Origin of the sequence: Citrobacter amalonaticus, assembly GCF_002918555.1 — a bacterium.
In the GTDB taxonomy this organism is placed as follows: Bacteria; Pseudomonadota; Gammaproteobacteria; order Enterobacterales; family Enterobacteriaceae; genus Citrobacter_C; species Citrobacter_C amalonaticus_A.
Genome location: NZ_PQMB01000005.1, coordinates 562,903 through 576,562, shown reverse-complemented (window position 1 = coordinate 576,562; position 13,660 = coordinate 562,903). Strand labels below are relative to the sequence as shown.

Annotated in this window: 11 protein-coding genes; 4 read left to right on the top strand and 7 right to left on the bottom strand. The window is 52.2% G+C overall.

Going from position 1 to position 13,660, the window contains the following annotated elements:
- The first annotated feature begins 322 nt into the window (after nucleotides 1–322).
- Nucleotides 323–1,027, top strand: a complete 705-nt coding sequence (locus C3432_RS22610; protein ID WP_103779076.1) for a FadR/GntR family transcriptional regulator — start codon at nucleotides 323–325, stop codon at nucleotides 1,025–1,027.
- Nucleotides 1,028–1,038: 11 nt separating this feature from the next.
- Nucleotides 1,039–2,466 carry a multidrug transporter subunit MdtD gene (mdtD, locus tag C3432_RS22605; RefSeq protein WP_103779074.1) on the top strand — a complete coding sequence of 476 codons (1,428 nt, stop codon included), beginning with the start codon at nucleotides 1,039–1,041 and terminating at the stop codon, nucleotides 2,464–2,466.
- Here mdtD and rbsR read toward each other — a convergent pair.
- The 7 genes from rbsR to kup form a co-directional block, all read right to left on the bottom strand.
- Complete coding sequence (gene rbsR / locus C3432_RS22600; RefSeq protein WP_103779072.1) at nucleotides 2,432–3,430, bottom strand: ribose operon transcriptional repressor RbsR; 999 nt, start codon at nucleotides 3,428–3,430, stop codon at nucleotides 2,432–2,434. The two genes, mdtD and rbsR, sit on opposite strands and share 35 nt — an antisense overlap.
- A gap of 3 nt (nucleotides 3,431–3,433) precedes the next feature.
- A complete protein-coding gene (rbsK, locus tag C3432_RS22595; protein WP_103779070.1) occupies nucleotides 3,434–4,363 on the bottom strand; it encodes a ribokinase in 930 nt (309 codons plus the stop codon).
- A 140-nt stretch (nucleotides 4,364–4,503) separates the two neighbouring features.
- Nucleotides 4,504–5,394 carry a ribose ABC transporter substrate-binding protein RbsB gene (gene rbsB, locus C3432_RS22590; protein WP_103779068.1) on the bottom strand — a complete coding sequence of 297 codons (891 nt, stop codon included), beginning with the start codon at nucleotides 5,392–5,394 and terminating at the stop codon, nucleotides 4,504–4,506.
- A gap of 24 nt (nucleotides 5,395–5,418) precedes the next feature.
- Entirely contained in the window at nucleotides 5,419–6,384 is a 966-nt protein-coding gene (gene rbsC / locus C3432_RS22585) for a ribose ABC transporter permease (RefSeq protein WP_103779066.1), read from the bottom strand.
- A 5-nt stretch (nucleotides 6,385–6,389) separates the two neighbouring features.
- A complete protein-coding gene (rbsA, locus tag C3432_RS22580; protein WP_103779064.1) occupies nucleotides 6,390–7,895 on the bottom strand; it encodes a ribose ABC transporter ATP-binding protein RbsA in 1,506 nt (501 codons plus the stop codon).
- A gap of 7 nt (nucleotides 7,896–7,902) precedes the next feature.
- A complete protein-coding gene (rbsD, locus tag C3432_RS22575) occupies nucleotides 7,903–8,322 on the bottom strand; it encodes a D-ribose pyranase (RefSeq protein ID WP_103779062.1) in 420 nt (139 codons plus the stop codon).
- A 193-nt stretch (nucleotides 8,323–8,515) separates the two neighbouring features.
- Entirely contained in the window at nucleotides 8,516–10,384 is a 1,869-nt protein-coding gene (gene kup / locus C3432_RS22570) for a low affinity potassium transporter Kup (RefSeq protein ID WP_103779060.1), read from the bottom strand.
- A gap of 331 nt (nucleotides 10,385–10,715) precedes the next feature.
- On the opposite strand from kup, the gene ravA reads away from it, so the two are divergent.
- On the top strand, nucleotides 10,716–12,212 hold the full coding sequence (gene ravA / locus C3432_RS22565) for an ATPase RavA (RefSeq protein ID WP_103779058.1): 1,497 nt from the start codon (nucleotides 10,716–10,718) through the stop codon (nucleotides 12,210–12,212).
- Nucleotides 12,206–13,657 carry an ATPase RavA stimulator ViaA gene (gene viaA, locus C3432_RS22560; RefSeq protein ID WP_103779056.1) on the top strand — a complete coding sequence of 484 codons (1,452 nt, stop codon included), beginning with the start codon at nucleotides 12,206–12,208 and terminating at the stop codon, nucleotides 13,655–13,657. Before ravA ends, viaA begins: the two co-directional genes overlap by 7 nt.
- The last annotated feature ends 3 nt before the right edge of the window (nucleotides 13,658–13,660 follow it).

The following is a 13,660-nucleotide window of genomic DNA, read 5'->3' as shown; positions in this document are numbered from 1 at the left end:
GCGCGGGGTGTGCATAATACGCTTTCCCGCTTGAGAGTCAAGCATTTATTTTGCTTTTCTCCGGTATCCGTCGACGGCTTTCGCCGGGAGGACTCTGCTGACCCGGCGGCTTGCATGCCGTTGTTCCGTGTCAGTGGAGGCGCATTATAGGGAGTTATTTCAGGCTGACAAGGGGAAATTTAAAATAATTTTCCAAATGTCCTTTTTTTCGCCAAAACTGACCGTGAGGCACTATAAAGTAAGCGTTTTTCCGTTTTTGCAACCGCAATCACACTTCCTGGTGGCATACTATGATTAAGAAAAAGAGAAAGGAAGAATATTAATGTCCTTAAGCGCACAACAGTTGGCCGCACAGAAAAACATTTCCTGGGTACTGGCAGAAAAGCTGGCGCAGCGTATCCTGAATGGAGAATATCCCCCGGGCACCATTCTGCCTGGTGAGATTGAACTGGGTGAGCAGTTCGGCGTAAGCCGCACGGCGGTGCGTGAGGCCGTTAAGACCTTAACAGCAAAAGGGATGGTGTTACCCCGTCCGCGAATCGGTACTCGTGTCATGCCACAGTCGAACTGGAATTTCCTCGATCAGGAACTTCTGACCTGGTGGATGACAGATGAGAACTTCCATCAGGTTATCGAACATTTTCTGGTAATGCGTATTAGCCTTGAGCCGCTGGCTTGTCTGCTGGCCGCAACCATTGGCACCGCCGGACAAAAAGCGTATCTGAATACACTCATGGAAGAGATGGTCACACTGAAAAAGGACTTCAGGCGTGAACGCTGGATTGAAGTTGATATGGCCTGGCATAAACATATTTATGAAATGAGCGCCAATCCGTTCCTGTCTTCCTTTGCCTCACTATTCCATTCGGTGTATCACTCCTACTTCACCTCTATAACTTATAACGACGTCATTAAACTGGATTTACACCAGTCAATTGTCGATGCCATTGCCCGGAGCGACGGCGACGGAGCCTTCAAAGCCTGTCAGGCTCTGTTGGTTGCCCCAAACAAGCGTTCGGAAAACTAACGGAATATTGAATGTCAGAGAAAAAAGCGCGCAGCATGGCAGGGTTACCGTGGATAGCGGCGATGGCCTTCTTTATGCAAGCGTTAGATGCCACTATTCTTAACACCGCTTTACCCGCTATTGCGCACAGTCTTAACCGTTCCCCTCTGGCTATGCAATCTGCCATTATCAGTTATACCCTGACGGTAGCTATGTTGATCCCGGTGAGTGGATGGCTGGCCGATCGCTTTGGCACCCGTCGCGTTTTCATGATTGCTGTCAGTCTGTTCACGTTAGGCTCGCTGGCTTGTGCGCTCTCCGGTTCATTGACTGAACTGGTGATATTTCGCGTGATCCAGGGTATAGGCGGAGCAATGATGATGCCCGTCGCCCGTCTGGCTTTATTACGCGCTTATCCACGAAGTGAATTGCTGCCGGTGCTCAACTTTGTCACCATGCCTGGACTTGTTGGCCCCATTTTAGGCCCGGTGCTGGGCGGCGTGCTGGTTACATGGGCGAGCTGGCACTGGATCTTCCTGATTAATATTCCCATTGGCATTGCCGGTATCCTGTACGCTCGCAAATATATGCCGAATTTCACTACGCCACGGCGACGTTTTGATATGACGGGCTTCTTTCTTTTCGGCCTTAGTCTGGTGCTCTTTTCCAGTGGGATGGAGCTCTTTGGTGAGAAAATCGTCGCAACGTGGATAGCGTTAACGATTATCGCGGCCAGTATTTTTTTGCTGCTTGCTTATATACGTCATGCCCGCCGCCACCCGACGCCATTAATTTCACTGTCGCTGTTTAAGACACGCACCTTTTCGGTCGGAATTAGCGGAAATCTCGCAACCCGGTTAGGTACCGGCTGCATTCCTTTTTTAATGCCGCTCATGCTACAGGTAGGATTTGGTTTCCCGGCATTAATTGCCGGTTGCATGATGGCGCCAACGGCACTGGGATCCATTCTGGCAAAATCGATGGTTACGCAGGTACTGCGCCGTCTGGGATACCGAAAAACGCTGGTTGGCATTACCGTGTTTATTGGTCTGATGATTGCGCAATTTTCCCTGCAATCCCCCGCCATGCCAGTATGGATGCTGATTCTGCCGCTGTTTGTTCTGGGAATGGCAATGTCCACGCAGTTTACGGCAATGAATACGATTACGCTGGCCGACCTGACCGATGACAACGCCAGCAGTGGTAACAGCGTACTCGCCGTCACACAGCAGCTTTCTATCAGTTTAGGGGTGGCTATCAGCGCCGCTGTATTGAGGATCTATGAAGGATTTGAAGGAACCAATACGGTAGAGCAGTTCCACTACACCTTTATCACGATGGGGGCGATTACAGTCGTTTCTGCACTGATGTTCATGCTGCTTAAAGCCAAAGATGGCCGCAACCTGATCAAAGAGCGGCACAAAACTAAACCGAACCGCGCGCCATCAGAACAGGAGTAAGCTGCAAGCGCTGTTGTTGTAATGTGGGCTGCGCCATACGATGGATCAAGACATCAATGGCCAGCTCTCCCAGTTCATCTTTTGGTTGATGAATGGTGGTAAGCGGCGGCGTCATGTAGCGTGCCAGTTCGATATCGTCATAGCCAATTACCGCCATATCCTGCGGAATACGCAACCCCGCCTGATACAACGCCTGGTAGGCGCCGACCGCCATTGCATCATTACCGGCAAAAACGGCATGTGGTCGTTGCGGATGAGATAACAGCGTTTGCATCGCGGCAAATCCACCACCGAACTCAAAATCTCCGGTGATCTCATAGCCCTGTGGGATAGCCAGACCGGCACGCTGCATCGCTTCCCGATACCCTTCCAGACGCAAACGCGCCGGCGTTTTATCCAGTGGTCCCGTGATACAGGCGATGCGGGTAAACCCTTTACCAATGAGATGTTGAGTCGCCAGATCGCCACCGAGTAACGAATTATCCTGAATAAGATCGCTTTCCCCTTCGCCATCAAACGGCGACCAGTCCATCATAACGGTAGGGATAGAAGGGTAACGCTGCATGATCTCACGCGACGGCTGGTGCGTTTCGGTGCACAGCAGCAGTAAGCCGTCCACCCGCTTTTGCATCAGAGTTTCAAGATTGCGGTTCATCCGTTGCTCATCACCTTCGGTGTTGCAAAGCACAAGACTGTAGCCACGCTCAAAACAGCTGCGCTCAACGCCGCGAACCAGTTCGGAATAAAAGGGATTGGTACTGGCGGTGATCAGCATCCCGATCGTACGGGTCTGATTTAATTTAAGACTACGCGCCAGTGCAGAAGGCGCGTAATTAAGCTCTTTAATCGCAGCCTCAACTTTGTCGGTGATAGCCTCACTGACAAAACGATCTTTATTAATGACATGCGAAACGGTTGAAGTGGAAACGCCCGCCAGGCGGGCAACATCCTTCATTGTAGCCAAGCGTTACCTCTGCTGACCTAAAAACGCCTCTATCTCTTCGCGCCACGGAACGGAAGGTTGCGCACCTTTACGCGTTACCGCAATAGCGGCCGCGGCATGGGCAAAGCGAATTGCTTCTGCCAGCGGCTTATCTTCCAGTAAAGAGGTAATCAGCGCACCGTTGAAGGTATCTCCGGCGGCGATAGTATCTACGGCCTCCACTTTGAAACCCGGTACGCGGCTACCTTCGCCATTCACGCTTGCCCAGACGCCACGGCTGCCTAACGTAATCAGTACGGTACGAATACCTTTCGCGTGCAGTACCTGCGCGGCTTTAGCAGCATCTTCATCATTTTCTACACGGATCCCGGTGAGTTTCTCCGCTTCCGTTTCGTTCGGGGTAATAATGTCCACCAGCGACAGAAGCTCGTCAGAGAGTTCCTGCGCAGGTGCTGGATTAAGCGCAACGATAGTGTTGTTCTGATGCGCGATTTTCGCCGCTGCGAGAACACTATCAATGGGCGATTCTAACTGCATCAATAATGCAGAAGCTTCAGCAATACGCGCGTGTTGCGCTTCCACCAGCGCAGGCGATAGCGCTGCGTTAGCCCCCGCGTGAATACCAATGACGTTTTCCCCTTCGCCATTGACAAAAATCAGCGCAACGCCTGTGGCTTCACCATCAATGACGCTAACTGGCGTGATATCAATCGTGTCCCTGGCTAACTGTTTGCGAACGCTTTCACCAATATCGTCATCGCCCGTACAGGCAATGAAGGCAATATTAGCCCCGCTACGCCCCGCCGCAACCGCCTGATTCGCGCCTTTACCGCCGAATGCCACCTGATAGTGGTTACCGGTGACGGTTTCGCCAGGTGTCGGGAAAGATTTGAGGTTAAGGATGTGGTCAGCATTGATGCTGCCAAGAACGACGAGATTGCCTGAGGTTTTCATGTTCGGGATATCCAGTAAAGTGCGCCACCGTATTAGGGTGGCGCGTGCCCTGCTTTTCTTTTTACGCTTTCACCTTCAAAAAATCTTCAGGGATAACGTGTTTTATGTCGCCATCAGGCAGTTTCCTGCCTGAATCGTTATTACTGCTTGATGACCAGCTTCAGGTCAACCGGATATTTGGCCTGAACCTGCTCGCCTTTCAGCACCTTATCCGCAGTCTCTACGCCCTTCGCGCCAATCTGGTCAGGTAACTGAGCGATAGTCGCAGCCAGTTTGCCATCATTTACGGCCTTTTCGCCATCCGGCGTACCGTCAAATCCAACCACCATCACATCAGATTTACCTGCGGTTTGCAGAGCACGCAGCGCGCCCAACGCCATTTCATCGTTCTGCGCAAATACAGCCTGTACATCCGGATGCGCAGTCAGCAGGTTCTGCATGACGTTCAGACCTTTCGTACGGTCAAAATCTGCGGGTTGGCTGGCCAGAACATTAAATTTGTGGGCGGCAACCGCCTGCTGGAAGCCTTCACCACGCTCACGCGCCGCAGAAGTACCGGCAATCCCCTGCAGCTCGATAACTTTCGCGCCTTCACCCGTTTTCTTCGCGATGTAATCGCCCGCAATTTTACCGCCCAGCACGTTATCAGAAGCGATATGGCTGACCACTTCCCCTTTGCTTGCCTGACGGTCAAGTGTAATAACCGGGATCTTCGCCTGGTTCGCCATCTTCACGGCGTTACCTACCGCGTCGGAATCGGTTGGGTTGATCAGCAGAATCTTCGTGCCACGTACCGTTAAATCCTGAACGTTCGCCAGCTCTTTTGCCGGGTTATTCTGGGAGTCCAGCACAACCAGGTTGTAACCCAGTTTATCCGCTTCTTTCTGCGCCCCCTCTTTCAGGGAAACAAAGAACGGGTTGTTGAGTGTAGAGACCACCAGCGCAATGGTGTCTTTCGCCATTGCATTCGCGCTCACGGTGGCGCTTAGCGCAACAGCAGAAACCAGGGTAGCCAGTTTTTTCATGTTCATATTTAAGATGTCCTGTAGTCGTTGTTACTGCTTTTTGTTGTCTACCAGTACCGCCAGCAAAATCACCACCGCTTTGACGATCATCTGGTAATAGGAGGAAACACCTAACAAATTCAAACCATTATTGAGGAAACCCAGAATCAATGCGCCGATCAAGGTCCCAACAATCCGTCCTTTCCCCCCGGCAAGGCTGGTACCACCTAACACCACCGCGGCGATAGCATCCAGCTCATAGCCAGTACCTGCCGTCGGTTGCGCCGAGGAGAGGCGCGCCACTTCAATGATGCCCGCCAGGGACGCCAGCAGTCCGCAGAGAGAATAGACAATAATCTTGATTTTATTAACGCTAATGCCGGACAGACGCGTTGCCGCTTCGTTGCCGCCCAGCGCGTAGATATAGCGCCCCAGACGGGTGTGATGCAGCATGTACCAGGCCGCAATAAAGACGATAGCCATGATCCATACCGGTGTTGGCACACCCAGCGGACGACCAATACCAAACCAGCCAAACAGATCGGCATTATCGGTAAATCCGGTATTTACCGGGCTGCCGTTGGTGTACACCATCGTTACACCACGCAGTAACAGCATCATCACCAGCGTGGCGATAAATGCCTGTACGCGGCCTTTCGCTACGATTACGCCAGTCACGGCCCCCACAGCGGCACCGAGTGCCAGCGCGGCGGCAACAGCCACCAGTGCGTTAACTTCAATCCCGACAATTGAAGCGGCCACCGCACCGGTGAGCGCCAAAAGGGAACCGACGGACAGATCGATACCTGACGTCAGGATCACCAGCGTCATCCCCACCGCCATAATGGCGTTGACCGAGGTCTGCTGGAGAATGTTGAACAGGTTATTAACGGTAAAAAAGTTGGGGCTCAATGTCGAAACAATCGCGATCAGCACCAGCAGGGCAATGAGTGATTTTTGCTCCAGCAACCATGCTTTGGTGAAATAACGGCGACCAGAAACAGCCTGGGTAGTCATCTTTTTTACTCCTGATTCACGCGATTAAGCTTGCCCACAGCGGCAGCCATCAGAACTTCCTGGGTGGCCTGCTCGCGAGTAAATTCACCGCCGAGATGCCCTTCATGCATGACGATAATACGATCGCTCATGCCTAATACTTCTGGCATCTCAGATGAGACCAGAATGATGCTCAGGCCATCGGCCTTAAACTGGTTAATAAGCTGATAAATCTCTTTCTTGGCGCCCACGTCCACGCCGCGGGTGGGTTCATCAAGAATTAACACCTTCGGACGTGTCATCAGACCGCGCGCGATGGCGACTTTTTGTTGATTACCGCCAGAGAGCAACCCTATCGCCTGCTCCATTGACGGCGTTTTAACGTTGAACAAGCGGATAAAATCGCTGACCGCCTGCTGTTCATCTTTGTGTTTCAGGCTGCCACCGGTACGGCTAAAGTAACGTAGCGCCGTCAACGACATATTTTCCTTCACCGACATTCCCAGCACTAAGCCGTCGCGCTTGCGGTCTTCGGAAATATAGACAATACCGTTAGCCAACCCGTCCTGCGGAGAGCGGGTAATCACTTCATGTCCGTCGAGGGTGACATAACCACTGATACGCGGCAGCGCCCCATACAGAACCTTCATCAGTTCGGTACGCCCGGCGCCCATCAGGCCCGATACGCCGAGGATTTCACCTTTACGCAGGGTAAAAGAGACATCATTCACACCTGGTCCGCACAGGTTGTCCACCTTCAGGCGAACATCCCCCGGTGTTTTATCCAGACGCGGGTACTGATCTTCGAGCTTACGCCCCACCATCATTTCGATGAGAGAATCTTCCGTCAGCGATACCACTTCACGCTCGGCAATAAACTGCCCGTCGCGAAAGACAGTCACGTCATCACAAATCTCGAAAATCTCTTTCATACGGTGGGAGATATAAACAATCCCACGCCCCTGCGACTTCAGCTCGCGGATGACGCGGAACAGAGATTCCGTTTCGGTATCAGTGAGCGCATCGGTAGGTTCATCCATGATGATGACTCTGGATTCAAAACTCAGCACTTTGGCGATTTCCACCATCTGCTGATCGCCAATCGATAACTCTCCCACCAGTCGATCGCTTTTAAACCGCAGATTCAGCTTCACCAGTAGCTTATCTGCTTCGGCATACATTGTTTTCCAGTCAATCTTGCCAAAACGATTAACAAACTCGCGTCCCAGGAAGATATTTTCCGCAATAGTCAGTTGCGGTATCAGGTTCAGTTCCTGGTGGATAATGCCAATCCCGGCTTCCTGAGAAGATTTAGGTCCGTTAAAGGTAGTTTCTTTACCCAGCCATAATAGCGAACCCGCATCACGGGTATAGATGCCGGTCAGCACTTTCATCATGGTGGATTTACCCGCTCCGTTTTCGCCCACCAGCGCCATTACGCGGCCAGGATAAACGTTTAACGCGGCGCCGGATAAGGCCTTAACGCCCGGGAACGCTTTATCGATCCCCTTGAGTTGCAGTAATGCGTCCATGATGGCCTCAGAAGGTGACGCCAGCGCAGAGAATAATATTCGCATACGGGGAACACTCCCCGCTGCGAATTACCGCCTGGCTGTCTGCGGTTTGTTTTTTGAATTGTTCATGCGTGGTGTAACGAATTTCAATCGTGTTTCCCTGGTGCTGCTGCAGTTGCTCAATGTGACTGAGCAACGTTTCGTGGAGTTGCGGATTATGTTGTTTAATTTCCGTCGCAAGAATGACCGCTTCAACCTGCATTTCATGGGTAACCACATCCAGCACCTGCATAAAAGAAGGTACTCCCTGGGTTAATGCCATATCGATACGCGTTGTACTGCCCGGAATGGGTAAACCAGCATCACACACCACCAGCGTATCGGTATGTCCCAGACGAGAGATCACCGATGAAATATCTGAATTGAGAACTGTGCCTTTCTTCATTTTTCTTTCCCCACTAGCGAAACGTTTCGCCAGGGTTAAGTTTAGGATGAACCGTGGGCAGAGAACCACCATGACGTTACGAAAATGTGATCGTCATCGAAACGTTTCGCAAGCCATATAATGCAGAGAAAGGAAAAGTGCGAAGGAAGAAACAAAACGCCCCCTTTCGTAATGAAAGAGGGCGTTGGCAGGATCAAATCTCGACCTGAGTCCCAAGTTCAATCACCCGGTTAGGCGGGATTTCAAACTGATCGGGGGCACGCAGAGCGTTGCGTTGCAACAGCAGATACAACTTGCCACGCAGGCGCAGATACCATGGACGCTTGCCGACGATTAACGACTCGTGCGACATAAAGAACGACGTTTCCATCATCCGGCAGCTTAGCCCTTCCAGACCGCAGCGGTGGAACACCTCTTCCACATTCGGCGTCTCGCGCCAGCCATAGCTGGCCACTACGCGCCAGAAGGTGGGTGAAAGCTGCTCAATCTGTACACGACGAACGTTATGCACATACGGGGCATCTTCGGTACGCAGCGTCAGCAGGATCACTCGCTCATGCAGCACCTTGTTGTGTTTGAGGTTATGCAGCATGGCAAACGGAATGACGTTCAGCGCACGGGACATATAGACCGCGGTCCCCGGCACGCGTACCGGCGGCGATTTCTCCAGCGAGGCGATCATCGCTTCCAGAGAGTTGCCATGTTCATGCATACGGCGCAGCAGACGGAAACGCTCACTTTTCCAGGTGGTCATGATGGTGAACATCACCAGCCCCAGCGTCAGCGGCAGCCAACCACCGGACAGCAGTTTGTCGAGGTTCGCCGTAAACAGCGGCACATCAATACACAGGAAGGCGACCAGAATCAGCGCCACAAAATACTTATTCCAGTGCCAGTTTTTGCGTGCGACCGTAGTAGAGAGAATGGAGGTCAGCACCATCGTACCGGTAACGGCAATCCCATACGCCGCGGCCAGGTTACTGGAGTGCTCAAAGCTCACGATTACAATAACAACCGCAAAATAGAGCATCCAGTTGACGAAAGGAATGTAGATCTGCCCTGATTCCATCTCGGAGGTATGTATGATGCGCATCGGCGACAAATAACCCAGACGCACAGCCTGACGCGTCAGTGAGAAGACCCCGGAAATGACCGCCTGAGAGGCGATAACCGTCGCCAGCGCGGCGAGGATCAGCAGCGGGATCAGCGCCCATTCCGGCGCAAGTAAAAAGAACGGGTTTTTTATGGCCTCAGGATGCTTTAACAGCAAGGCGCCCTGACCGAAATAGTTGAGCGCCAGCGAAGGCAAAACCACCGTAAACCAGGCCAGACGGATAGGGAACTTACCAAAATGTCCCATATCGGCGTACAGCGCCTCGACTCCGGTAATCGACAGCACCACCGCCCCCAGAGCAACAAAGGAAACGGTTTTATACTCAAGGAAGAAATGGACCGCCCAGACGGGATTCAGCGCCTGCAATACCTCAGGGTTAGCGATAATGCTACGCAGACCCAAAACGGCCAGAATCAAAAACCAGGTCAGCATAATCGGCGCAAAGAGCTTACCCACCATCCCGGTACCGTGCTTTTGAATCATAAACAGCAGCGTCAGGACAATAATAGACAGTGGGACTATCCAGGTATCCAGCTGCGGCGCCACAATCTCCAGACCTTCAATGGCTGACATCACCGAGATTGCCGGGGTAATCACCACCTCGCCATAGAAGAAGCTTCCCCCGATCAACCCCATAATCACCAACATCGAGGTCGTCCGCGCCGACGTGTTGCGTCCCGCCAGCGACATCAGCGTCAGGATCCCACCTTCACCGGCGTTATCAGCACGCATGACGAAGGTCAGATACTTAATGGAGACAACAAAAATAAGAAGCCAGAAAATCAGCGATAAAAAACCGAACACGGCGTCACGTTCAACACCAAAACCAAACTGACCAGACAAACATTCACGAAGCGTATAAAGTGGGCTGGTACCAATATCACCGTAGACAACCCCAATGGCCGCGAGAGTTATCGCAGACAATGATTGCTTATTATCAGTGCTCATAGACTCGTCTTTCGTTTACACACTTCATCCTTCAAGCTACCTCCGCGTTAGCAGCATTCGTAATTCACCCCATCCCGGGGAATAACTCCTTTGCCGCCTTGGTGCAGTTTGAATGATTTGGTGTATATATATGAAATGTGTGCGTAGTCCCTTGGCCCACAAAAAAGCGCACAGTATGCACGATTATTGGCAAAATCGTACCCCTAAATGATGCCAGATTAACCTGGCTCAAAGAAAAAGAAACAGCCTTTCAGACCTGTTCAGCCTCCGGGACGAAACGTCTATACTCGCTGTTAACGCAGTACATTTAATGAAAGGATGCCACCTTATTATGGCTCACTCACATTTATTAGCGGAAAGAATTTCCCGTCTGAGCAATGCGCTGGAAAAGGGGCTTTATGAACGCAGCCACACCATCCGTCTTTGCCTGCTGGCGGCGCTGAGTGGAGAGAGCGTTTTCTTACTTGGCCCTCCGGGGATTGCTAAAAGTTTGATTGCCCGCCGTCTGAAGTTTGCTTTTCAGAATGCGCGCGCATTTGAATACCTGATGACGCGCTTCTCCACGCCTGAAGAGGTTTTTGGACCGCTCTCTATTCAGGCGTTAAAAGATGAAGGTCGCTACGAACGCTTAACTACGGGTTATCTTCCGGAAGCGGAAATCGTCTTTCTGGATGAGATCTGGAAGGCGGGCCCGGCAATCCTGAACACGTTGTTAACAGCAATTAATGAACGCCAATTCCGTAATGGCGCCTCTGAGGAAAAAATCCCGATGCGCTTGCTGGTGGCGGCTTCTAACGAACTCCCGGAAGCAGACAGCAGCCTGGAAGCACTTTATGACCGCATGTTGATTCGCCTGTGGTTAGATAAAGTGCAGGACAAAGCCAATTTCCGCTCCATGCTGATAAGCCAGCAGGACGAAAACGAAAATCCGGTCCCCGTGTCTTTGCAGGTGAGTGATGAAGAGTATTACCAGTGGCAGAAAGAGACAGGCGCCATTACGTTACCCGATCATGTATTTGAGCTGATATTTACTCTGCGTCAGCAGCTGGATAATTTACCCAATGCGCCGTATGTCTCTGACCGGCGCTGGAAGAAAGCCATTCGTCTGTTACAGGCCAGCGCCTTCTTTAGCGGACGCGACGCGGTAGCACCGATTGATCTCATTCTGCTGAAAGACTGTCTGTGGTATGACGCACAAAGCCTGAATTTGATGCAACAGCAGCTTGAAATATTGATGACCGGGCACGCCTGGCAGCAACAAGCCATGCTGACGCGTCTCGGCGGCATTGTGCAGCGCCGCATTCAGTTACAGCAGCAACAAAGCGATAAAACCGCATTCACGGTGATCCGCCAGGGAGGAATGTTCAGCCGCCGTCCGCACTACGATCTCCCACCGGAAGCCAGCGCGACGACACAGACCCTTTTGCTGCAAAAACCGCTGAAACTGCATGATATGGAGGTGATCCATATTACTTTTGAACGTAGCGCCCTTGAACAATGGTTGACCAAAGGCGGCGAGATCCGCGGCAAACTTAACGGAATTGGTTTTGCCCAGACGCTGAATATGGAAGTCGACAGCTCTCAGCATCTGGTAGTGCGCGATATCAGTCTACAGAGCAGCCGTCTGGCGCTGCCGGGCACCTCTGAAGACGAGATGCCCGGCGAGATTAAACAACAACTGGAAGCACTGGAAAATGACTGGCATCAGCAGCACACCCGGTTCAGCGAGCAGCAAAAATGTCTGTTTGTTCACAACGACTGGTTAGGTCGTATTGAGGCCAGCCTGCAGGACGTAGGTGAACAGATCCATCAGGCGCAACAATGCTGACGCTGGATACACTCAATATAATGCTGGCAGTCAGTGAAGAAGGGATGATCGAAGAGATGATCCTCGTACTGCTGGCCTCACCTCAGCTGGCATTTTTTTTTGAAAAATTTCCCCGACTAAGAGCGGTTATTACTGACGATCTGCCGCGCTGGCGTGAGGCGCTGCGTAGCCGACTCAAAGACACGCGTGTCCCGCCGGAGCTGACGGAAGAGGTGATGTGCTATCAACAAAGCCAGCTTCTCTCCACACCGCAGTTCATTGTGCAGCTACCGCAAACACTCGCACTCTTACACCGTCTCGATTCCCCTTTTGCCGGGCAGGCTCAGCAGCTGGTGGACAATAACAGTACCTTTACTCCCGCACTGCACACCCTTTTTCTGCAACGCTGGCGTTTAAGTCTGGTGGTGCAAGCCACCACGCTCAATCAGCAGCTTCTGGAAGAAGAACGCGAGCAATTGCTCAGCGAAGTGCAGGAACGTCTGACCCTAAGTGGGCAATTAGATCCTGTTCTTGCTGAGAATGAAACGGCGGCGGGTCGCCTGTGGGATATGAGCGCAGGCCAACTCAAACGCGGGGATTATCAGTTGATCGTGAAATACGGCGGTTTCCTGACTGAACAACCCGAACTTCAGCAACTGGCTGAACAGCTAGGGCGTTCCAGAGAAGCAAAGTCTGTTCCCCGCAAAGACGCACCGATGGAAACCTTCCGTACGCTGGTGCGCGAACCCGCAACGGTACCAGAACAGGTCGATGGCATTCAGCAAAGCGACGACATTCTGCGCCTGTTGCCACCGGAACTGGCCACGCTTGGTATTACGGAGCTGGAATATGAATTCTATCGGCGGCTGGTGGAAAAACAGTTGCTCACCTATCGCCTGCACGGGGAAGCATGGCGCGAGAAGGTAACCGAACGCCCGGTTGTCCACCAGGATTTCGACGAGCAGCCGCGTGGACCATTTATTGTTTGTGTGGATACTTCCGGATCAATGGGCGGCTTTAACGAGCAGTGCGCGAAAGCGTTTTGCCTGGCGTTGATGCGCATCGCGCTCGCCGACAATCGCCGTTGCTTCATTATGCTCTTTTCCACAGAAGTGGTGCGGTATGAACTCACCGGTCCGCAAGGCATTGAACAGGCAATCCGTTTTTTGAGCCAACAGTTTCGCGGCGGCACGGATATCGCCAGCTGTTTTCGCGCGATTATTGAACGGATGCAGGGGCGAGAATGGTTTGATGCCGATGCGGTGGTCATCTCAGATTTTATCGCCCAGCGCTTGCCCGATGACGTGGTGAGCAAAGTGGGAGAGTTACAGCGGGTACACCAGCACCGTTTTCATGCGGTGGCGATGTCTGCACACGGCAAACCCGGCATCATGCGCATTTTCGATCATATCTGGCGCTTTGATACCGGAATGCGAAGCCGCCTGCTTCGACGCTGGCGGCGATAGAGA